This is a genomic window from Streptomyces sp. BJ20, from assembly GCF_022869105.1.
Taxonomy (GTDB): Bacteria; Actinomycetota; Actinomycetes; order Streptomycetales; family Streptomycetaceae; genus Streptomyces; species Streptomyces griseoincarnatus.
Map to the genome: position 1 here is coordinate 6504662 of NZ_CP094918.1, position 20654 is coordinate 6525315.

A 20654-nucleotide genomic window follows, 5' to 3' on the forward strand; every position below is an offset into this window, starting at 1 on the left:
GGCATCGTCCGGCCGGGGTGAAGGAGTGCGGACGGGCGTTTGGACGCGCGCCCGGCGCGCGTCCGGACGCGGTGACCCCGCGTGGCCGCCGGGGAACCGTTCGTGTTGTGACAGAGCCATGACGTTCCCAGGGCCTCCTCGGGCTTACAGAAGGGGGGTGAAGGGCGATTACCCTTTCCCTTCTGACCCTCTGCCCCACTCCACGGAACGCGAGATTCATGACCGTCAACGACGTCGATGACGTACTGCTTGTCCACGGCGGAACCCCGCTGGAGGGCGAGATCCGGGTCCGCGGTGCGAAGAACCTCGTACCGAAGGCCATGGTCGCCGCGCTGCTGGGCAGCGCACCGAGCCGGCTGCGCAACGTTCCGGACATCCGTGACGTCCGGGTCGTCCGGGGGCTGCTGCAGCTGCACGGCGTGACGGTCCGTCCGGGCGACGAGCCCGGCGAACTGGTGCTCGACCCCACCTATGTGGAGAGCGCCAACGTCGCTGACATCGATGCCCACGCCGGTTCCTCGCGGATCCCGATCCTGTTCTGCGGCCCGCTGCTGCACCGCCTCGGGCACGCGTTCATCCCGGGCCTCGGCGGCTGCGACATCGGCGGACGCCCCATCGACTTCCACTTCGACGTGCTGCGGCAGTTCGGCGCGACGATCGAGAAGCGCGCGGACGGCCAGTACCTGGAGGCCCCGCAGCGGCTGCGCGGCACGAAGATCCAGCTGCCGTACCCGTCCGTCGGCGCCACCGAGCAGGTGCTGCTCACGGCGGTCCTCGCGGAGGGCGTCACCGAGCTGTCCAACGCGGCGGTGGAGCCGGAGATCGAGGACCTCATCTGCGTCCTGCAGAAGATGGGCGCCATCATCGCGATGGACACCGACCGGACGATCCGCATCACCGGTGTGGACAAGCTCGGCGGCTACACCCACCGCGCCCTGCCGGACCGCCTGGAGGCCGCCTCCTGGGCGTCCGCGGCGCTCGCCACCGAGGGCAACATCTACGTCCACGGCGCCCAGCAGCGCTCGATGATGACGTTCCTCAACACCTACCGGAAGGTCGGCGGCGCCTTCGAGATCGACGACGAGGGCATCCGTTTCTGGCACCCGGGCGGGCAGTTGAAGTCCATCGCCCTGGAGACGGACGTGCACCCGGGCTTCCAGACCGACTGGCAGCAGCCGCTGGTGGTCGCCCTGACGCAGGCCACGGGCCTGTCCATCATCCACGAGACGGTCTACGAGTCCCGGCTCGGCTTCACGTCCGCACTCAACCAGATGGGCGCCCACATCCAGCTCTACCGCGAGTGCCTGGGCGGCTCCGACTGCCGCTTCGGCCAGCGCAACTTCCTGCACTCGGCGGTCGTCTCCGGCCCGACGAAGCTCCAGGGCGCGGACCTCGAGATCCCCGACCTGCGCGGCGGCTTCTCCTACCTGATCGCGGCCCTCGCCGCCCAGGGCACGTCCCGCGTCCACGGCATCGGCCTGATCAACCGCGGCTACGAGAACTTCATGGAGAAGCTCTCCGCCCTCGGGGCGAAGGTGGAACTCCCGGGCAAAGCCCTCGGCTGACCCACAGCACACGAACGCCGATGGGGCGGTCACCCGATCCGGGTGACCGCCCCATCGGCGTTCACTGCAACGCCCCGAAAGGGGCGCGGGGAACTGCGCGACCAACCACGAGCGGCCGGCACACGGCGACGGGCGCCCAGCCCGAACGGCGCTGACCCGCTCGGGTGTGAGGCGCCCGCAGAGGCGCCTTACTTGCCCTTGGCCGCTTCCTTCAGCTTCGACCCCGCCGACACCTTCACGCTGTAACCCGCGGGGATCTGGATCGGCTCACCGGTCTGCGGGTTGCGCGCGGTGCGCGCAGCGCGGTGGGTGCGCTCGAAGGTCAGGAAGCCGGGGATGGTGACCTTCTCGTCGCCCTTGGAGACGATGTCGCCGACGACGTCGGCGAACGCGGCCAGCACGGCGTCGGCGTCCTTGCGGGTCACCTCGGCGCGGTCGGCCAGCGCGGCCACCAGCTCACTGCGGTTCATGTTGTTACTCCCGTGTTCTTCTTGCCGTTGAGGCGTGCCACGCGGCGGAGCCGCATGTCGGGCACGGCGAAAGCCGATGCTGCCAGGTTCCTCGGTGAGTCCCCGGACCCGGGTCCTTCGTCGGACCCTCGCGCCCAGGGACGCATCCTGCCTCTACCTGCGGCGGTAATGCCAATCCGGCACCCGCAGGAGTCGTGAGAACACCCGAGGGAGTCACACGAAGAGCGCCACGGCCTCCGCTCGGTGACGCTCCGTCCGCTTCCGGCAGCGGACAGCAGGGGCCGGAGCCCAGGCCCGGCCGCCCACCCTAGAGGGCCGCCGGGACTACGGGTTCCACGACGCGCCGTTTCGAATCCCGTGGCGATCCTCACAGCCCGCGGACCGTCGCGGCTTCAGGCGCTCACACCCATCGCGGGCGTCACGCGCCGGCGGCCTTCGCGGCGTCCCGGACGGCGTCGGCGACCGCGCCCGCGACCTTCTCGTTGAAGACGCTGGGGATGATGTAGTTCGGGTTCAGCTCGTCCTCGGTGACCACGTCGGCCAGGGCCTGCGCGGCGGCCAGCATCATCTCGGTGTTGACGGTGTGGGACTGGGCGTCCAGCAGGCCGCGGAAGACGCCCGGGAAGACCAGCACGTTGTTGATCTGGTTGGGGAAGTCCGAGCGGCCGGTGGCGACGACCGCCGCCGTCTGGCGGGCGATCGCCGGGTCCACCTCGGGGTCGGGGTTCGCGAGCGCGAACACGATCGCACCCTCGGCCATCGCGGAGACGTCCTCGGCGCCCAGCACGTTGGGGGCGGACACGCCGATGAAGACGTCCGCGCCGCGCACGGCCTCCTTCAGCGTGCCGGTGAGGTTCTCCGGGTTGGTGTTGTCGGCGATCCACCTCAGGGCCGTGCCGGGGGCGGCGTCGACCAGGTCCTCGCGTCCGGCGTGCACCACGCCGTGGATGTCGGCCACCACGGCGTTCTTCACACCGGCGGCGAGCAGCAGCTTGAGGATGGCGGTGCCGGCCGCGCCGGCGCCGGACATGACGACCCGGATGCTCTCGATGGACTTGCCGGTGACGCGCAGGGCGTTGGTCAGGGCGGCGAGCACCACGATCGCGGTGCCGTGCTGGTCGTCGTGGAAGACGGGGATGTCGAGGGCCTCCCGCAGCCGGGCCTCGATCTCGAAGCAGCGGGGCGCGGAGATGTCCTCGAGGTTGATGCCGGCGAAGCCGGGGGCGATCGCCTTGACGATCTCCACGATCGCGTCCGTGTCCTGGGTGTCCAGGCAGAGCGGCCAGGCGTCGATGCCGGCGAACCGCTTGAACAGGGCGGCCTTGCCCTCCATCACGGGCAGCGCGGCCTTCGGGCCGATGTTGCCCAGGCCCAGCACGGCGGAGCCGTCCGTCACGACCGCAACGGAGTTGCGCTTGATGGTGAGACGGCGGGCGTCCTCGGGGTTCTCGGCGATCGCCATGCAGACCCGGGCGACGCCGGGCGTGTAGATCATGGACAGGTCGTCACGGGTGCGGATGGGGTGCTTCGACGCCATCTCGATCTTGCCGCCGAGGTGCATCAGGAACGTACGGTCGGAGACCTTGCCGAGGGTGACGCCCTCGATGTGGCCCAGCTGTTCGACGATCTCTTCGGCGTGGGCGGTGGAGGTGGCCGCGATCGTGACGTCGATCCGGAGCCGCTCGTGGCCCGACGCGGTCACGTCGAGGCCGGTCACCAGGCCTCCGTGGGACTCGACGGCCCCGGTGAGCTGGGACACCGCGGTTCCTCCCGCGGGCACCTCGAGCCGGATGGTCATCGAGTAGGAGACGCTGGGCGCCGTTGCCATGGCCGTTCCTCTGCTTTTCAACCGTGTCGCGAATCGTGCCGTCCGATCGTCGCACCTACCGCTGAGTACGTGGTAGCCGCCTCGGATTGCGAACGTTTTGTTCACCGCCGACTGTCACCAGCCGGAAATCGAGTTCCACCATACGAGAGGAGAACGGGCAGCAAAAGAGGCCCCCGTCACATCTCGTGACGAGGGCCTCTCGAACGCTCATGACACCGACCCGCCATGCTCGCCTCGCGGCAAGTGGTCGCTCGAAGCGACTATGGTTGGGCCCGGGGGCTTGGATCGGGCCGGTGCCACGTCCAGGCTAACAAACGGATCGCCCGGGGCCATTCCCATGACCGGGGGATATTTCACCGCGCCCCTCGGCACCGCCGTCCGCTCAGTCCCGCAGCAGGTCGGGGACCCCCTCGGCGTCCGGTTCGTCGCGCTCCGCGGACACCACGGTGAGCTGCTGCGTCGCGCGCGTCAGGGCGACGTAGAGCAGCCGCAGGCCGGCCGGGGACTCGTCGGCGATCTCCGCGGGCGAGACGACCACCGTCGCGTCGTACTCCAGGCCCTTGGCCTCCAGGCTGCCGAGCGCCACCACCCGGTCGCCGAGCCCGTCGAGCCAGCGCCGCGCCTCCTCGCGCCGCCGCATGGCGACGACCACGCCGACCGTGCCGTCCACCCGCTCCAGCAGCCGGGCGGCCTCGGCGCGCACGGTGGCCCCCAGCGTGTCCCGGACCACGGCGAAACGCGGCTGGACGCCGGTGGAGCGCACCGCGCGCGGCGACTCGGAGCCGGGCATGGCGAGGGCGAGGACCTTCGCCGCCAGCTCGGCGATCTCGGCCGGGTTGCGGTAGTTCACGGTCAGCTCGAAGCGGCGGCCACGAGAGGCGCGGCCCGCAGAACCTTCCGCGGAAGGGCGGTGGCGGGCGACGGGCGGACGGGTGCCGAGGGCCTCGTCACGGGCCTGGGCGGCCTCGTCGGGGTCGGACCAGGAGGACTGGGCCGGGTCCCCGACGATCGTCCAGGTGGCGTGGCGGCCGCGGCGGCCGACCATGCGCCACTGCATCGGCGTGAGGTCCTGCGCCTCGTCGACGATGACGTGCGCGTACTCGACGCGCTCCTGGGCGAGCCGTTCGGCACGCTCGCGCTGGGTCTCCTCGCGCACCGGCATCAGCTCCTCCAGGCCGGTGAGCTGGTCCAGCGGGTCGACCTCGCGCTTCTTGCGGGGCCGGGCGGGTGCGCCCAGGACCGCCTGGAGCTCGTCCAGCAACGCGATGTCGTGCACGGAGCGCCCGTCCCGCTGGAGGGCGCGCGCCAGCTTGCGCACCTCCCCCGGGTTGAGGACGCGCCGGGCCCAGCGGCCGAGGCGCCGCTCGTCGGTCATGGCGTCCAGGACGGCGGCCGGGGTGAGTTCCGGCCACCAGGCGTCGAGGAAGGCGATGAAGTCGTCCTCGGAGGTGATGTCCTCGTCGAAGGAGGAGCGCAGCTCGGCGGCGAGCTCGGGGTCGGTGTGCCGGTTCCCCGCGCCGGAGCGCTCCCACAGGGCGTCCAGGATCAGCTTGCGGGCGCGAGGGCGGAGCAGGTTGACGGGGGCGGTGCCGCCGAGGGCGGTGCGGCGGATGCCCGCCAGCTCCTCGGCCTCCAGCTCCAGACGGCGGCCGAAGGCGACGACCCGCAGCCGCTGCGGGGAGTCGTCCAGCTCCAGGGCGCCGTGCGCGGCCTTCCGCAGCACCTTGAGCATGCGGTACGAGCCCTTGATCCGGGCCACGGCCGGGGAGTCGTACACGGTGGCCTCGGCGCCGTCGACGAGGGAGCCGATGGCGCGGATGGCGACCTGGCCCTCCTCGCCGAGGGACGGCAGCACGCCCTCGGTGTAGGCGACGAGCAGCGGGGTCGGGGAGACGATCAGGATGCCGCCCGCGTACCGGCGCCGGTCCTGGTAGAGCAGGTAGGCGGCGCGGTGCAGGGCGACGGCGGTCTTGCCGGTGCCGGGACCGCCCTCGACGTAGGTGACGGAGGCGGCGGGGGCGCGGATCACCAGGTCCTGCTCGGCCTGGATGGACGCGACGATGTCCCGCATGGTGTGCGTACGGGCCTGGCCGAGCGCGGCCATCAGGGCGCCGTCGCCGATCACGGCCAGTTCGCGGCCGTCGAGGGTGGCCTTCAGCTCGGGACGCATCAGGTCGTCCTCGACGCTCTGCACCCGGCGCCCCTTGGAGCGGATCACCCGGCGCCGCACGACCCGGCCGGGGTCGACCGGGGTGGAGCGGTAGAAGGGCGCCGCGGCGGGCGCCCGCCAGTCGATGACCAGCGGGGCGTAGTCCTCGTCGAGGACGCCGATGCGGCCGATGTGCAGGGTCTCGGCGATGTCGGCGGTGTTGTCGGGGCGGACGGCGCCCTCGGCGGGCTCGACGGCGGTGTAGGCGCCGTCCGGGCCCTTCTTGCCGTCCTTGCCGGGCAGCAGGTCGATCCGGCCGAAGAGGAAGTCCTCGTACTCGTTGTGCAGCCGGTTGAGGTGGATGCCGGCCCGGAAGACCTGGGCGTCCCGCTCGGCGAGGGCGCCGGGTGTGCCGACGTGGCCGCGCTGGGCGGCGTCGTGCATGAGGAACTCGGCCTCGGAGATCTTCTCCTCGAGGCGCCGGTACACCCGGTCCAGGTGTTCCTGTTCCAGACGGATCTCCCGGTCGCGAACGGAGTCGTGAACCGGGACGACCGCGGATTCCTGTTGAGCCTGAGCGGCCACCGGGCCCCCTTCTGACGTGCTGGGCAGCCGTCAACCGTACGCGAAGGGGGCCCCGTGAGGCTACGCGTCGACCTCCACGAGCGTCTTGCCGTCGAAGGTCGCGACCACGAAGTGGTCGATCTGGTTGCGCTCGAACGCGGCGCCGCCCTGGACGTACAGCGGCTGCTTGCCCTTGTCGGTCGCGGCGTCGGGCAGTCCGTAGCCCTCGCCGGTGACCGCCCAGGAGTTCACCGTCTCGCGCTCGCCGTTCTTGCCGACGGCGATGAGCGAGCACTTCTGTTCGCCCTTGACGTTCTTCAGCTCGGTGACGATCTCGGTGCCCCAGAGCTTGTCCTCCAGGGCCACGGTGGCGGTCACCCCGGTGGAGGGGTCCGTGGCCGTGATCTTCTCGGAGCTCTTGTCGAAGGCGTCCTTCACCGGGTTGGCCGCGAGCGTGCGCCCGGTGTTGCCACCGCCACCGCTGCCGCCGTCCCCGCCGCTCGCGGCGACGGCCACGAACGGGCCGCTGACGATCAGCGCGCCGGCCGCGGCGACCATGTAGAAGTTCCGGCGGCGCTTGCGCGCCCTGCGCTCGGCCACCTCGTCGACGAGCTTCTCCACCACGCGCGGCGACGGCTTCGCGGACAGCGACTCGCCGATCGCGGGCGATCCGGCGGCGTCGGGCAGGTCCGCGAGGGCGGCCAGCATCGGTTCCATGCCGGCGAGTTCGTCGAGCTGCTGGGCGCACCACTCGCAGGTCGCCAAGTGCGCCTCGAAGGCGCTGGCTTCGGCGTCGTCGAGGATGCCGAGGGCGTAGGCACCGACGGTCTCGTGTTCGTTCGGCACCGGTGATCCCTCCATGGCACCAGACATACCCGTCCCGCCCGTGCCGAATCCCTGGTTTCCCCCGTACACACTCATCACGCCGTCACCCCCCGCTCCTCCAGAGCCAGCTTCATCGACCGCAGGGCGTAGAACACCCGGGAGCGCACGGTGCCGCTCGGTATGCCGAGTGTCTGGGCCGCCTCATTGACGGTACGCCCCTTGAAGTAGGTCTCGACGAGGACCTCCCGGTGTGCCGGGGTCAGGTCGTCGAGTGCGTCCGACAGCGTCATCAGCCACAGCGCCTTGTCGATCTCGTCCTCCGCGGGGATGACCTCCAGCGGCGACGGATCGACCTCCTGCGGCCGGGCCTGCCGGCTGCGGTGGCCGTCGATGACGATGCGCCGGGCGACCGTCACCAGCCAGGGGCGTACCGAACCGGTCGCCCGATTGAGCTGACCGGCGTTCTTCCAGGCACGGATGAGCGTTTCCTGGACGACGTCCTCGGCGCGCTGCCGGTCTCCGGCGACCAGCCTGAGGACGTACGCCAGCAGGGGTCCTGCGTGCTCGCGGTACAGCGCACGCATCAGCTCCTCGTCAGGTTCCGAGGGCTGTGAAGACATGCGATGTCGGGCCCTCGTTCCACGTTCATTGGCCACGGCCGCATCCTTGCGCACGCCCACCTCCGGTGTCCGGGGGATCCCCCAGTCGGTCGCTCGACAACCGGTACGCACGGGGGGCGTTGGGCGTTCAAAGAGAGACGGCGGTTTTCTCGGGGACGTCACGACGACCGGGACATGAGCGCACATTCCCCCCGCGCCCTCTTCACATTTCCGACACACGGCGAGCGGCAAGGTGTCGACGCGCGCCCGCAAGGGCCCACCAAAGTTGTGACGGAGATCACTTAACCAATTCTTGGGAACCTCAAGGCGCGAAAACCGCGAACAGGATAAGGGAGTTCAATCGGGCGTGGCGGCCGGCCGCTGTTCACGCGCGGGTGAGCGCTGCCGTACGGCGGCGGTGGCGGGCCACGCGTTCCCGGTTCCCGCAGACCTCGCTGGAGCACCAGCGCCTTCTGCGTCCCCGTGAGGTGTCGACGTACACGATGGGGCAGTTGTCGCCCTCGCACTGGCGCACGCTCGCGCGGGCGGCCGGGTCGGTCAGCAGGTCCACCGCGTCCCGGGCCACCGCGCCGATCAGCGCGTCACGGCCGGGCGGGCCGTCGAGCCGGCGCACCAGCGTCCCGTCCGCGCCGGGCACCGCACGCGGCGCGGGGGGCGCGGAGCGGGCCAGGTCGTTGACCCGGGCCAGCGCCGGGCCCTGGGACGGGGAGCCGGGCGCCCGCACCAACGGGACGAGGTGGGAACGCAGTTCGCGGAAGGCGTCCAGCCAGGACGGGTCGGCGTGGGCGAGCGGGGTGCCGTCGGGGACGAGTCCGGCACCGGTGATCCACGCCCGCAGCGCGTCGACGGAACCCAGCCGTTCCCCCGGATGGGCGGTCGCGAGCAGATCCAGGCAGACCCGCCCGGTGTCGAACCTCAGCTCGTAGGACGCCGTGACCGTGCCCAGTGCCATGTCCTGCCACCGCCTAGGTGGGCCCCCGCGGGCGTGGGGGCCGTGCGCGAACCGGGAAACCGTGCTCCCTCCACAGTGCCCGCCCGCCCCGGACCCCGGAACCCCTCCCGCCGCGCGCTTTCGGCTCCGCCCTTGCGGCGGGGGAGTTGCGCGGGGTGAAGATCCACGCGTTGCCGGACGCGACGGCCCTCGTGTTCGGGCGCGACGCCCGGGCGGGGCGTCCCGTCGGCGGCCGGCCGGGCAGGCCGGCCCGGCGTGGCGGCGCACGCCGGAGACGCCACGACGCGTTCGCGGCCCGGCGCCGCCGGCCCGACCACCGCGGCGCGTCCGCGTGCGCAGGGACGCGACGGCCCCTCGCGCTCGGGCGCGACACCCGCGCGGGGCGTCCCGTCGGCGGCCGGCCGGGCGGTCCCGCCGGGCAGGGCGACGCACGCCCGGGACGCCACAGCGCGTTCGAAGCTCTGGCGCGCCCAGCCCGACCACCGCGGCGCGTCCGCGTGCGCAGGGACGCGACGGCCCCTCGCGCTCGGGCGCGACACCCGCGCGGGGCGTCCCGTCGGCGGCCGGGCGGGCGGTCCCGCCGGGCAGGGCGACGCACGCCCGGGAGGACAGCGCGTTCGCGTCCCGGCGCCGCCGGGTCAGACCGCCGCGTCGTACTTCGTGTCCGCCGCCGGGTCGAGGGCGAGGCGGTAGCCGCGTTTGACCACCGTCTGGATCAGCTTCGGGGCGCCCAGGGCGGTGCGCAGGCGGGCCATCGCGGTCTCCACCGCGTGTTCGTCGCGGCCCGCCCCCGGAAGGGCGCGCAGCAGTTCCGCGCGGGAGACGACCCAGCCGGGCTTGCGGGACAGCGCCCGCAGCAGGGACATCCCGGCGGGCGGCACGGGCCGCAGCCCGCCGTCGACCAGCACCGCGTGCCCCCGGATCTCCACCCGGTGCCCGGCGACGGGCAACGTGCGCGCGCGGGAGGGGAGTTCGCGGCACAGAAGCTGGACCAGCGGCCCCAGACGGAAGCGTTCGGGCTGCACCGTGTCGACGCCCCGCGCCTGGAGCGGCAGCGCGGTGACCGGGCCGACGCAGGCGGGCAGCACGTCGTGGCCCAGCGCGGCCAGCAGGTCGTCGAGCAGGCCCCGCTCCTCGGCGCGGGACAGCAGCGACGCGGCGGCGGGCGCGCTGGTGAAGGTGACCGCGTCCAGGGTGCGGGCGACGAGCGCGTCGATCAGGCGGTCCACCGGTCCGATGTCCTCCGGCGGCAGCCACCGGTACACCGGCACGCCCACCACCTCCGCTCCCCCGGCCCGCAGCGACTCCACGAACCCGGGCAGCGGCTCGCCGTGCAGCTGGACGGCGATGCGCAGCCCGTCGACGCCCTCCTCGAGGAGCCGGTCCAGCACCTCCGCCATCGACTCCGACGCCGGCGACCACTCCTCGGTCAGCCCGGCCGCCCGGATCGCGCCCTTCACCTTGGGCCCGCGCGCCAGGATCCGCACCCCGCGCAGCCGCTCCAGCAGGTCCTCGCCGAGTCCCCAGCCGTCGGCGGCCTCCACCCAGCCGCGGAACCCGATCGCGGTGGTGGCGACCGCGATGTCCGGGGCCCGCCCGATGATCTCCTTGGTGGCGGCCAGCAGTTCGCTGTCGTCGGAGAGCGGCACGATCCGCAGCGCCGGGGCGTGCAGCACCGCCGCGCCGCGCCGCTCCAGCAGCGCGCCCAGCTCGTCGGCCCGGCGCGCCGCGGTCACGCCCACGGTGAACCCGGCGAGGGGCCCGTGCTCCGGAGACTGCTCTCGTTCGTCGTACATCACTCTCGTCCCGGCTCGAGTCGGCGTCCTGCACGGAGGTGTCCTGCACGGAGGTGCGGCTCCACGTCCGTGCCGAGCGAGCCTGCCAATGGTCCGTGACAGGCTCGGTTCGGCTTCATGTCACCAGTGTTACGTCACCGTCGGTCAGACCTCGGCGTAACTGAGCTGCGGCTTCTCCTCCGTGGCGGGGGTCACTCCGGCCGACCGGGCGGCGGGCCGGCGAAGGTATACCGCCCACGTGACCGCGAAACAGACCGCGTAGCAGGCGAGGAACGCCACGAAGGCGCCGGTGCCGGAGCCGTAGGAGAGGAAGGACTGGCGGAAGGCCAGGTTGATGCCGACGCCGCCGAGTGCGCCCACCGCGCCGATCAGCCCCATGGACGCCCCGGACAGCCGCCGCCCGTACGCGGCCGCCGCCTCCCCTTCGAGACCCAGCGCGTGCGCCTTGGCCTGGAAGATGCCGGGGATCATCTTGTACGTCGACCCGTTGCCGAGGCCGGTCAGCACGAACAGCCCCACGAAGGCGACGGTGAACAGCGCCAGCGACTGCGCCATGGAGGCGGCGATCAGCACGGCGGTCGCTGCGCCCATGCCGACGAAGTTCCACAGCGTGATGCGCGCGCCGCCGTAGCGGTCGGCGAGCCAGCCGCCCAGCGGCCGGATCAGCGAGCCCAGCAGCGGCCCGACGAAGGTGACGTACGCGGCCTCCAGCGGGGTGCGGTCGAACTGGTTCTGCAGCACCTGCCCGAAGGCGAAGCTGTAGCCGATGAACGAGCCGAACGTGCCGATGTAGAGGAACGACATGATCCAGGTGTGCGGGTCGCGCGCCGCGTCCTTGGCGGCGCCGGTGTCGTTCTTCACCGAGGCCAGGTTGTCCATGTAGAGCGCGGCGAGCACGGCGGCGACGACGATCAGCGGGATGTACAGGCCGAGCAGCACCCGCGGCCCCCCGCTCGCGCCGATGATCGCGAGGGCGACGAGCTGGATGACGGGGACGCCGATGTTGCCCCCGCCGGCGTTCAGTCCGAGCGCCCAGCCCTTCTTCCGCAGCGGGAAGAAGGCGTTGATGTTGGTCATGGAGGAGGCGAAGTTGCCGCCGCCGATGCCGGCCAGCAGGCCGACCAGCAGGAACGTGGAGAAGGAGGTGCCCGGCTCCATCACCGCGAACGCGGCGACGGTCGGCACGAGCAGCAGTCCCGCGGAGATGATCGTCCAGTTCCGCCCGCCGAACACCGCGACGGCGAAGGTGTACGGGACCCGGACGACGGCGCCGACCAGCGTGACCAGCGACGTCAGCAGGAACTTGTCGGCGGGGGTGAGCCCGTACTCGGGGCCCATGAAGAGCACCAGCACGGACCACATGGTCCAGATCGAGAAGCCGATGTGCTCGGACAGGACGGAGAAGAGGAGATTGCGGCGGGCGATCCGCTCTCCGGTGCGGTTCCAGAAGGTCTCGTCCTCCGGGTCCCACTGCTGGATCCAACGGCCGCGGGCTGTCATGGGGCCTCCACTGCTCTCCGGGGCGCGGCGGTGCCGCGAGGGCTGGTCCCGAAGGTAGGGAGGGAGCGTTTCCGGCCTGTGGCACGCGGTGACCGGCAGGGAACGTTGCTCTCACCCTGGGCGGGGGCGGGGTGAGAGGTGTCCGTCACCGGTCACCGGGGGCGTGGTGAGGGGTCAGTGCTGCGGGGGCTGCCCGTAGGGGCCGGGCGCCTGCTGCGGCGGGGCGCCGTACGGCCCTGGCTGGCCGTAGGCGGGCGGCTGCTGGGCGTAGGGGCCGGGCTGGGCGTAGGGGCCGCCGGGCTGCTGCCCGCCGTACGGGGCGGGCTGCCCGGCGGGAGACTGCTGGGCGTAGCCCGGTGCGGGCCGCTGCTGCGGGAACGGCTGCCCGTACGCCGGAGGCTGCTGCGGGGCGTGGTCCACCACCGGCTGCTGCTGCGGGACCGGCGGTGCGCCTTGTGCCTGCGCCCCGTACGGGCCGTACGGACCGGCCCCGAAGGGGTTGCCGTGGCCCGGCATCTGTCCGCCCGGCGGCAGGTAACGCACCCGGCCCGTCTCGTCCGTGACCGGCATGAAGCCGGCCGCCTGGAGCCGCGCCGCGAACTTGGCGTTGCGCTTGCGGGTGACGACGAAGCCGATGCCCAGGATCGCCATGAGCGCCAGCCAGATCACCGCCGCGATGACGAAGTCGTCCGAGGTGCCGCCGAGCCGGTAGGCGATGATCACGGCGCCGATGGAGACGCCGATCGCGCCGTAGCCCATGCGCTTCTCGGCGTTCTTGCCGGTGAGGTCGAAGTTGATGCGCGCCTTGAGCAGTTCGAAGGCGTCCGGCACGAGCGGCGGCACGGAGACGCCGTCGTGGGCGTTGGGGTACTGCGCCCAGTTCTGCGCGGCGCGGGCCTGGGCCTGCGGGCTGGGGTCGGGCACGATCAGCATCTTCAGCTGGCTGTTGTTCCCGCCGCCCTGCCGGACGTCGGCGTACTCGTAGCCGAACTGCTGGGCGACGAAGGCGAGTCGGGCGAGTTTCTTCACGGATGCCATGGCGCTGGTGAGCTCCACCGGCTCCCCGCTCGCCATCAACCGCAGCATCTTCTGCGTCTGCCGCTTGCTCATTCGCCCCGCGCCCCCTGGCTTACCGTTCACTTCAGCAACAGGGGCAGTGTGGCACGCCCGCCCACCTCGAACCAGAGCAGCTTCCCCGCTCCCCGCCCCAGCGCACCGTCACCCAGGGCCCACCCTCCCCAGGAGTCGGCGTACTCCTGCACGAGACGCAGTCCGCGCCCGGACCCGGAGTCGAGCGGAGCGAGCGGGACGGAAGCGTCACCGGCCCCGCCGAACGGGGCGGGGACGTACGGGTCGCTGTCCCACACCCCGACCCGCAGCCGGCCGCCGCTCAGCCCCGTGAGCCGTAGGGAGGCGGGCCCCTTGGTGTGCAGGTAGGCGTTGGTGACCAGCTCCGACGTCAGCAACTCGACGACGTCGACGGCGTCCTGCCTGCCGTGCCCGTCGAGCGCGGCCCGCACCGTCATACGTGCGACGCGTACGGCGCGGGGGTCACGGGGGAGGCGAAGGGCGTACGCCCAGGGGTGGGGCGGGGCTACGGTGACCATGGTTGTCTCCGGGGAGGGTTGGGGGGACTCGGGCTCGCTCAACAACTCCGTCGGGCGGTGGCGGTGCCGCGGTTCGCGGTGCACTTCCGACTCAGCGGAGTGGGCGGTCGGGCGCTGTGCGACCACCGTAGGGCCGATGGTTAGATGGTTCCTACAGAACTAGCGGAAACCATCCATGCTTCACTCGTGTGAGGGAGAAACGCGCCGCCTCGCGGCCAGGAGGGACACACCGTGCCGCCCACGAACAATCCGACGCTGCGGCAGCGGAGACTGGGCGCTGAGCTGCGCAAGCTTCGTGAACGAGCCGGCCTCACCGCGACCGGCGCCGGCGAACTGCTCGGCGTCAACCAAGCGCGCATCAGCATGATCGAGACGGGCCGCACCCCCGTCAGCGCCGACCGCATCCACTCCATGGCACACGCCTACGCCTGTCCCGACGCCGCGCTGGTCGACGCGTTGGCCGCGATGACCGGGCGGCGGTCGCGGGGCTGGTGGGAGGAGTACCGCGAGCACCTTCCGGTGGGCCTCATCGACCTCGCCGAACTGGAGCACCATGCTGCAGCCCTGCGCGTGGCGTTGGTCGTCCACATTCCGGCGCTCCTCCAGACCACGGAGCACGCCCGCGCGCTCTTCTGCGAAGCGGTGCCACCTTTGAGGCAGTACGAGATCGAGCACCGCGTGACCCACCGCATCAAGCGCCAGGGCATTCTCCACCGCGAGAACCCACCGCCCTACACGGCGGTGATCCACGAGTCCGCGCTGCACATGGGGTACGGCGGTTCGACGACCGTCCGCGCCCAGCTCCGGCACCTGCTGGACATGAGCGAACTGGAACACGTCACCGTTCGGATCATCCCGTTCGGCAAGGGTTCCTTCCCGGGAACGGGACAGTCGATCGACTACCTGCTGGGGCCCGTCCCGCAGCTCGACACCGTGCAGTTGGACACCCATCACGGGTGCGAATTCCTGGACGCGGAAGCCCAGTTGAACAAATACCGTTCAGTGCTCGACCGCATGGAGTCGAACGCCCTCGAGCCTGTCGAGTCCCGAGACCTGATTCACCGCCTCGCCAAGGAGACCTGAAGTCACCATGTCCGACCACCGATGGCGCAAGTCCTCCTACAGCCCCGACGCCTCCAACTGCGTCGAAGTGGCCACCACTACCGCCGCCGTCCTCATACGCGACTCGAAGACGACGTCCGGCCCGCGGCTCGGCCTCTCTCCCACCGCATGGGCCGTCTTCCTCGCTCACCTCACGAAGTGACCGGCATCGTCATCGACTGCCGAGACATCCTGAGGAACGCACCCCCTTCACAATCCGTGAACACTTCGGGCCAAAGTGTTCACGGATTCCGAAAGGGGGTGGGACCCCGCACATCAAAAGGCACCGACCCGGCCCACGGGTCTCTTCACCCGCCGTCAGTCGCCAAGCCCACCCGGCGTGCCCGCGAGGCGCGGGCGCGTCTCCCGCACGCCGGGTGACTGGTCGGCCGGCCGAAGGGACCGACACAGGCCGGCCACCCGCTCTTCCGGGCCGCTCGCTCGCTTCTCCCCCGTGCTGCAGCGAGCCGGGTCAAGGGTGGCCCGGAGGGCCATCGGCGGAGCCGACGCGGAGTGGAGCGCAGCGGAACGCAGCGCCCTTGACGCGGGTCGCGGAAGCACGACACTGGCAAAGAAGCGAGTGGCCCAACGGCCACCGGCACACCTCGGTGACCGCAGGCAACCTGACGTCAGCCCCGGTGCGCCCCGGCGCTCGTCCGGGGGCGCTTGCTCTTGCTGCCGTTCGGCCACAGACGTGGCTTCCGCTTCGCAGCGAGGTCCTCGACCCAGCCCGTCGAAAGGATCATCAGACCGATCAGCGGCCAGACGAACGCGAACGCCCACAGTTCGTACGTGCTGTTGAGCGCCTCCACCCCGCGCTCGCTCTGCATGAACGGGATCTCGTACAGCAGGTCGACGATCGGGAAGGTGAGCGCGATCAGCAGGTTGTGCCACAGGTAGATGGTGACCGCCCGGTTGTTGGACAGGGTCACCAGCTTGTCCCAGCCCGCGAGCCGGCCCGGCAGTTCCTGCCACGAGGGCGAGTACTGGAGCAGGATCACCACGAATCCGAACGACCAGGCGGCCTGCGCCAGCGGGATGTTGTTGAGGTCCCAGCCCCCGTCGCCGAGGTGGCCCGAGGCCCACCACAGGCCGAACGCCATCACCAGTGAGGCGCAGGACACCGAGATGTAGCGCGGCACCTGCTTGAGCATGCCGTCCTGGTGGGCGAAGCCCAGCACCCAGCAGGAACCGTAGACCGCGAAGTCGGTGACCGCGTGGCCGGTCTCCCCGGGGATGGTGACCAGCCCGGTGCCGACGACGGCCGTCAGGCCGAGCGGGGCGAGCAGCGTCGGCCAGGGCGCCCGGCGGAACGCCCACAGCAGCAGCGGCGACGCGAGCACGAACCACAGGTAGGCGCGCAGGTACCACAGCGGTCCCACCGCGTCGTCCGCCCAGGTGCCGCCGGTGAGCCACCCCAGGTCTCCGGCCTCGAACGGGTAGGGCGGGGCGCCGATCGGGACGAGGTAGTTGAAGAGCTTGACCAGACCCCAGGGACCGCCACCCTGGTCCGGATCGTCCCCGGGGCTCCAGCCGCTCATGAACAGCAGCGTCAGCGCGACCGCGCCGAAGATCCACATGGGCGGCAGCAGACGGCGGACCCGGGACCGGATCACGCTCCAGGCGGGCCGCTTCAGCGACCGCGCCATCAGCGAGCCGGCGAGCGCGAACATCACGCCCATGGACGGGAACAGCACGGTCAGCCAGGCCCACCCGAAGAGGTGGTAGACGACGACCCGAACCAGGGCGATGGACCGCAGCAGGTCCAGGTACCTGTCCCGGCCCGGCCTCTTCGGAGCGGCCGGGGTTTCCTGCGGAGCCGGCTCCACCGCCGCCGGCTCCGTCGTGTGCTGCTGGGGGAACGCGTGCGCCGGCCGCCGGGCCACGTCCGTGGGGGCGCCGTACGGGGGCGGGTAAGGGCCGTCCGGGACCGGAGCGGCGCCGGACGGGTGTCCGTGGGTCATGCCACCGGCCTCCGGTCGTCGTCGTACGCCTGGCCGCTCGGCACCGCCCCGTTCACGGGCGCCCCGACGACACCGGTGCGGCGCAGCTTCTGCCAGCGCAGCCGGCCGCCGGTGAGCGCCGTGATCCAGGACTGGAGCAGCACGACGTACATGAGCTGGCGGTACAGGATCTGCTGCAGCGGCAGCGAGATCAGATGGGTCATGCGTTCCTTGTCGAGGCGGAACGCGTAGGCGGCGCAGACCGCCTGGATGGCCAGGACGCCCAGCCAAGCGAGGATGGTCTGCTGGGTCGGCCCGAAGACCAGCCCGTACAGCAGGAAGACGTCGATCAGCGGGGCCAGCAGGGGCGCCACGATCATGAACAGCGAGACGAAGGGCAGGCCCACGCGGCCGAAGCGCCCGGAGGGGCCCTTGTCGACGAGGGCGCGGCGGTGCTTCCAGATGGCCTGCATGGTGCCGTAGGACCAGCGGTAGCGCTGCGACCAGAGCTGCTGGACGGTCTCCGGGGCCTCGGTCCAGGCGCGGGCGTTCTCCGCGTAGACCACGCGCCAGCCGGCGCGGTGCAGCGCCATGGTGACGTCGGTGTCCTCGGCGAGAGTGTCGTCGCTCATGCCGCCGATAGGCTCCAGCGCCGACTTCCGGAAGGCGCCGACGGCGCCCGGGATGGTCGGCATGCAGCGCAGGATGTCGTACATCCGGCGGTCCAGGTTGAAGCCCATCACGTACTCGATGTGCTGCCAGGCGCCGATGAGGCTGTCCTTGTTGCCGACCTTCGCGTTGCCGGCGACGGCGCCGACCCGCGGGTCGCCGAAGGGCTGGACGAGCTCACGGACGGTGGACGGCTCGAAGACCGTGTCGCCGTCCATCATCACGACGATGTCGTGGCGGGCGTTGGCGAGGCCCCGGTTGAGGGCGGCGGGCTTGCCCGCGTTGAGCTGGCGGATGACCCGGACGTTGGGCAGGCCCATCGCCTCGACGATGCGGGCGGTGCCGTCGGTGGAGCCGTCGTCGATGACCAGCACCTCGATCGGATGATCGCTGGCCATCAGGGAGTTGACGGTGTTCTCGATGCACTTGGCCTCGTTGTACGCCGGGACCAGCACGGTGACCGGCTCGGTGACCGGCGGGCCCCAGCGGAAGCCCTTGCGGCGCACCCGGCGGGCGTGCGCGCCGGACAGCAGCAGCATCAGCACGAAGCGGGCGATGACGAGGGTGCCGATGATCGCCAGGCCGACCACCAGCACGCCGGTGATCTTCTCGGAGGCCTGCACCAGGAAGATCCAGGCCTTGCCCTTCCACAGCTCGGGCCCCGTGACCGGGCTGTGGGCGCTGGGCGCGTCCAGGGCCTCGGTGAGGTTGTCGAACTCGTAGCCCTTGTCCTTGAGGTCGGGCAGGAACGTGTCGAGCGCGGCCAGGGTCTGGCTGCGGTCACCGCCGGAGTCGTGCATGAGGACGATGGCGCCCTCGCCGTTCTTCGGTGTGGCGCGGCGGATGATCTCGTCGACGCCGGGGCGCTTCCAGTCCTCGCTGTCGGTGTTGTTGACGACGGTGAGGTAGCCGCGGCTGCCGATGTACTCGGTGACCGGCCAGGACTTGTTGTCCATGGCGTCGGAGAAGGACGAGTACGGCGGGCGGAACAGCGAGGTGCGGATGCCGGCCGCGCCGGTGAGGGCGAGCTGGTTCTGCGACAGCTCCCAGTCGATGCGCTTCTTGGACTGGAGCGACAGGTCGGGGTGGTTGAAGGTGTGCAGGCCGACCTCGTGGCCCTCGTCGACCATGCGCTGGACGAGGTCCGGGTGGCGGGAGGCCATGGTGCCGGTGACGAAGAAGACGGCGTGCGCGTCGTGCTTCTTCAGCACGTCGAGCATCTTCGGCGTCCAGGTGGGGTCCGGGCCGTCGTCGAAGGTGAGCACCAGCCGGTGGTCGGGCACGCTCAGGGTCGTGGCCTTGCCGCCGCGGGCGTCTATGACCGGGCCGCCCTCGAGTATCTCCTTGGGCACCTGGGTGGTGGGGGCGGGGTCCTGGACCCGGTGGTCGGCCAGGATCTCGCTGTGCACGTAGCCGCGGAGCATCAGCATGGCGGCGAGGGCGACCAGGACGAGCAGCGGCAGGAGCAGGCGCAGCGGTACGCGTCGGCGCAGTGCGCCGCGCCGGTCCGGGCGGGGCGCCCGGCGGCGGTGGGACGGGGGTGCCATCAGAGGACGTTCTCCGGGGACGGTGCGGCGGCGGGGTCGGCGCCCGCGGCTGGTTCGGCGGCGACCGGGCGGTCGCCGCCGGACGGAGCGGAAAGGCTGTCGGTGCCGCCGGCCTCGCCGCCTCCGCCTCCGGTCGGGTCGGCCGTGTCGGGCGGCGGAGGCTCTGCCGGGGTCGTCGGCGTCGTGGGCTGCGTGGCGGTGCCGCCGCCGGCCGGAGGCGTCTCGACGGTGGCCCCGCCGCCCGCGTCGCCGCCGCCGGTGGCCGGCTGGGAGCTGGCGCGGCCGGCCGGGGTGGTCGCCGGGGCGCCGCCGTCCGGCTGCCGCTCCGTGCCGCCGGCGCCGCCCGCCACGGGGGCGGAGACTCCGGGCCCGGGCAGGTCGGAGGCGCCCGGGGCGGGCGTGCCGACGCCGGGGTCGAGGCTGGTGCCGGAGCTGGGCACGGGGTCGGTCGCGGAGGGCCGGGGGGTGGTACCGACCTGCCCGGACGGCTTCTCCTCCTGGCCCGGGACGGGCATCCAGGGAGCGTCGGAGTTGCCGGACAGCAGGGTGGCGACCATGACGACGGCGTAGCCCGCGCAGGCGAGTCCGACGGCCAGGCCGATGCGGCGGTAGAGCCGGTTGCGGCGGCCCGACTCGTCGACGAACACGGGGGCCGCCTCGGGCGCCGCGCCCGCTCCGGATGACCGGCGCAACACGCCGCCGGCGCCGATCTGCACGGCGTCGAGCTGGACCGTCACCTCGTGCGGGTCATGGGTGGCCTCGGCGGTGCCGGGGTCCTCCTGCCACGGGTCACGGACGGCGGCGCCGGCGTCCGTGGGGCCCGCGGCGCCCGCGGCCGGGACCCGGGTGGTGGCGCCGGCGTCCGGCGCAGCCGGGGCCGCCGCAGCGGCGGGACGGGGGACGCGGAGGGCGGTGGTGCGCTCGGAGTCGTAGGCGTCGTCGGCGGGCCGGTGCGGAGCGGGCGCGGCCGGCTTACGGAAGGCGTCGTCGGCGGGCCGGTGCGGAGCGGGCGCGGCCGGCTTGCGGAAGGCGTCGTCGGCGGGCCGGTGCGGAGCGGGCGCGGCCGACTTACGGAAGGCGTCGAAGCCGCCGCGGCCGACGGACGTTCCGGGCCCGTCGCTCGGGCGGGCGCCGACGGACGGTCCGGGTCCGTCGCCCGGGCGGACGCCGCCGGCCGGGCCGGGGCGGGTGGAAGGACCGGGGCGGCCGCCCACCCCGGGCAGCACCTGTGTGCGGTCCTCGCCGCCGTGCCAGGGCGTGCCGGACGGGCCGGGGCGGCCGCCCGTCCCGGGCAGGACCTCGGTCCTGTCGTCGCCCCCGGTCGGGGGCAGCATCTGTGTGCGGTCCTCGTCCCTGCCGTTCCCGGACGGAAACACTCCGAGCCGCGCCCAGCGCTCGTCGAGGGACCCGGAACCGGAACCGGCGCGGAAACTCTCCGCGCCGTCTCTCGGACCGGGTTCGGCGGGTCTCTCCGCCAGGGGGAGCACCCGTGTCTCACGGGCGTCCTCGTCCGCTTCC

General features: G+C 72.2%; 16 protein-coding genes. 3 read left to right on the forward strand and 13 right to left on the reverse strand.

Annotation, left to right across the window (positions count from 1 at the left end):
* Positions 1 to 218 precede the first annotated feature (218 nt).
* Entirely contained in the window at positions 219 to 1565 is a 1347-nt protein-coding gene (murA, locus tag MTR79_RS29340) for a UDP-N-acetylglucosamine 1-carboxyvinyltransferase (RefSeq protein ID WP_048460579.1), read from the forward strand.
* 188 nt (positions 1566 to 1753) lie between these two features.
* On the opposite strand, the gene MTR79_RS29345 is transcribed toward murA, so the two are convergent.
* The 10 genes from MTR79_RS29345 to MTR79_RS29390 form a co-directional block, all read right to left on the reverse strand.
* A complete protein-coding gene (locus MTR79_RS29345; protein WP_003990598.1) occupies positions 1754 to 2035 on the reverse strand; it encodes an HU family DNA-binding protein in 282 nt (93 codons plus the stop codon).
* Between the two features lie 418 nt (positions 2036 to 2453).
* Positions 2454 to 3863, reverse strand: coding sequence for an NAD-dependent malic enzyme (locus MTR79_RS29350; RefSeq protein ID WP_048460580.1), 1410 nt, complete (start codon positions 3861 to 3863; stop codon positions 2454 to 2456).
* A 382-nt stretch (positions 3864 to 4245) separates the two neighbouring features.
* Positions 4246 to 6597 carry a UvrD-helicase domain-containing protein gene (locus MTR79_RS29355; RefSeq protein ID WP_244792396.1) on the reverse strand — a complete coding sequence of 784 codons (2352 nt, stop codon included), beginning with the start codon at positions 6595 to 6597 and terminating at the stop codon, positions 4246 to 4248.
* A 60-nt stretch (positions 6598 to 6657) separates the two neighbouring features.
* Positions 6658 to 7422 (reverse strand): zf-HC2 domain-containing protein, encoded by a 765-nt coding sequence (locus tag MTR79_RS29360; protein WP_078895320.1) that lies wholly within the window; start codon positions 7420 to 7422, stop codon positions 6658 to 6660.
* Positions 7423 to 7496: 74 nt separating this feature from the next.
* Positions 7497 to 8081, reverse strand: a complete 585-nt coding sequence (locus tag MTR79_RS29365) for a sigma-70 family RNA polymerase sigma factor (RefSeq protein WP_078492847.1) — start codon at positions 8079 to 8081, stop codon at positions 7497 to 7499.
* A gap of 304 nt (positions 8082 to 8385) precedes the next feature.
* Positions 8386 to 8973, reverse strand: a complete 588-nt coding sequence (locus MTR79_RS29370) for a CGNR zinc finger domain-containing protein (RefSeq protein ID WP_086703837.1) — start codon at positions 8971 to 8973, stop codon at positions 8386 to 8388.
* Positions 8974 to 9611: 638 nt separating this feature from the next.
* Positions 9612 to 10769, reverse strand: a complete 1158-nt coding sequence (locus MTR79_RS29375) for a uroporphyrinogen-III synthase (protein ID WP_086705451.1) — start codon at positions 10767 to 10769, stop codon at positions 9612 to 9614.
* 144 nt (positions 10770 to 10913) lie between these two features.
* A complete protein-coding gene (locus tag MTR79_RS29380; protein WP_189365198.1) occupies positions 10914 to 12269 on the reverse strand; it encodes a nitrate/nitrite transporter in 1356 nt (451 codons plus the stop codon).
* A 174-nt stretch (positions 12270 to 12443) separates the two neighbouring features.
* Positions 12444 to 13379 (reverse strand): hypothetical protein, encoded by a 936-nt coding sequence (locus MTR79_RS29385; RefSeq protein ID WP_244792398.1) that lies wholly within the window; start codon positions 13377 to 13379, stop codon positions 12444 to 12446.
* A 26-nt stretch (positions 13380 to 13405) separates the two neighbouring features.
* Complete coding sequence (locus tag MTR79_RS29390; RefSeq protein WP_244792400.1) at positions 13406 to 13876, reverse strand: ATP-binding protein; 471 nt, start codon at positions 13874 to 13876, stop codon at positions 13406 to 13408.
* A gap of 231 nt (positions 13877 to 14107) precedes the next feature.
* On the opposite strand from MTR79_RS29390, the gene MTR79_RS29395 reads away from it, so the two are divergent.
* Positions 14108 to 14959, forward strand: coding sequence for a helix-turn-helix transcriptional regulator (locus tag MTR79_RS29395; protein ID WP_114873899.1), 852 nt, complete (start codon positions 14108 to 14110; stop codon positions 14957 to 14959).
* Positions 14960 to 14966: 7 nt separating this feature from the next.
* Positions 14967 to 15140 carry a DUF397 domain-containing protein gene (locus MTR79_RS29400; RefSeq protein ID WP_189365195.1) on the forward strand — a complete coding sequence of 58 codons (174 nt, stop codon included), beginning with the start codon at positions 14967 to 14969 and terminating at the stop codon, positions 15138 to 15140.
* 466 nt (positions 15141 to 15606) lie between these two features.
* Here MTR79_RS29400 and MTR79_RS29405 read toward each other — a convergent pair whose 3' ends face one another.
* From MTR79_RS29405 to MTR79_RS29415, 3 genes are read right to left on the reverse strand one after another with little or no spacing between them, the layout of a single operon-like run.
* Positions 15607 to 16941, reverse strand: coding sequence for an acyltransferase (locus MTR79_RS29405; protein WP_086703962.1), 1335 nt, complete (start codon positions 16939 to 16941; stop codon positions 15607 to 15609).
* Positions 16938 to 19136, reverse strand: coding sequence for a glycosyltransferase (locus MTR79_RS29410; RefSeq protein WP_086703960.1), 2199 nt, complete (start codon positions 19134 to 19136; stop codon positions 16938 to 16940). Before MTR79_RS29410 ends, MTR79_RS29405 begins: the two co-directional genes overlap by 4 nt.
* A complete protein-coding gene (locus MTR79_RS29415; protein WP_244793386.1) occupies positions 19136 to 20470 on the reverse strand; it encodes a hypothetical protein in 1335 nt (444 codons plus the stop codon). Before MTR79_RS29415 ends, MTR79_RS29410 begins: the two co-directional genes overlap by 1 nt.
* Between the last annotated feature and the right edge of the window lie 184 nt (positions 20471 to 20654).

Excerpts from the sequence above, each read along its gene's own strand:
- MTR79_RS29345 (WP_003990598.1), bottom strand. The coding sequence starts at position 2,035 with ATGAACCGCAGTGAGCTGGTGGCCGCGCTGGCCGACCGCGCCGAGGTG.
- MTR79_RS29375 (WP_086705451.1), bottom strand. The coding sequence starts at position 10,769 with ATGTACGACGAACGAGAGCAGTCTCCGGAGCACGGGCCCCTCGCCGGG.
- MTR79_RS29370 (WP_086703837.1), bottom strand. The coding sequence starts at position 8,973 with ATGGCACTGGGCACGGTCACGGCGTCCTACGAGCTGAGGTTCGACACC.
- MTR79_RS29415 (WP_244793386.1), bottom strand. The coding sequence starts at position 20,470 with ATGCTGCCCCCGACCGGGGGCGACGACAGGACCGAGGTCCTGCCCGGG.
- MTR79_RS29410 (WP_086703960.1), bottom strand. The coding sequence starts at position 19,136 with ATGGCACCCCCGTCCCACCGCCGCCGGGCGCCCCGCCCGGACCGGCGC.
- MTR79_RS29350 (WP_048460580.1), bottom strand. The coding sequence starts at position 3,863 with ATGGCAACGGCGCCCAGCGTCTCCTACTCGATGACCATCCGGCTCGAG.
- murA (WP_048460579.1), top strand. The coding sequence starts at position 219 with ATGACCGTCAACGACGTCGATGACGTACTGCTTGTCCACGGCGGAACC.
- MTR79_RS29400 (WP_189365195.1), top strand. The coding sequence starts at position 14,967 with ATGTCCGACCACCGATGGCGCAAGTCCTCCTACAGCCCCGACGCCTCC.
- MTR79_RS29380 (WP_189365198.1), bottom strand. The coding sequence starts at position 12,269 with ATGACAGCCCGCGGCCGTTGGATCCAGCAGTGGGACCCGGAGGACGAG.
- MTR79_RS29390 (WP_244792400.1), bottom strand. The coding sequence starts at position 13,876 with ATGGTCACCGTAGCCCCGCCCCACCCCTGGGCGTACGCCCTTCGCCTC.
- MTR79_RS29385 (WP_244792398.1), bottom strand. The coding sequence starts at position 13,379 with ATGAGCAAGCGGCAGACGCAGAAGATGCTGCGGTTGATGGCGAGCGGG.
- MTR79_RS29405 (WP_086703962.1), bottom strand. The coding sequence starts at position 16,941 with ATGACCCACGGACACCCGTCCGGCGCCGCTCCGGTCCCGGACGGCCCT.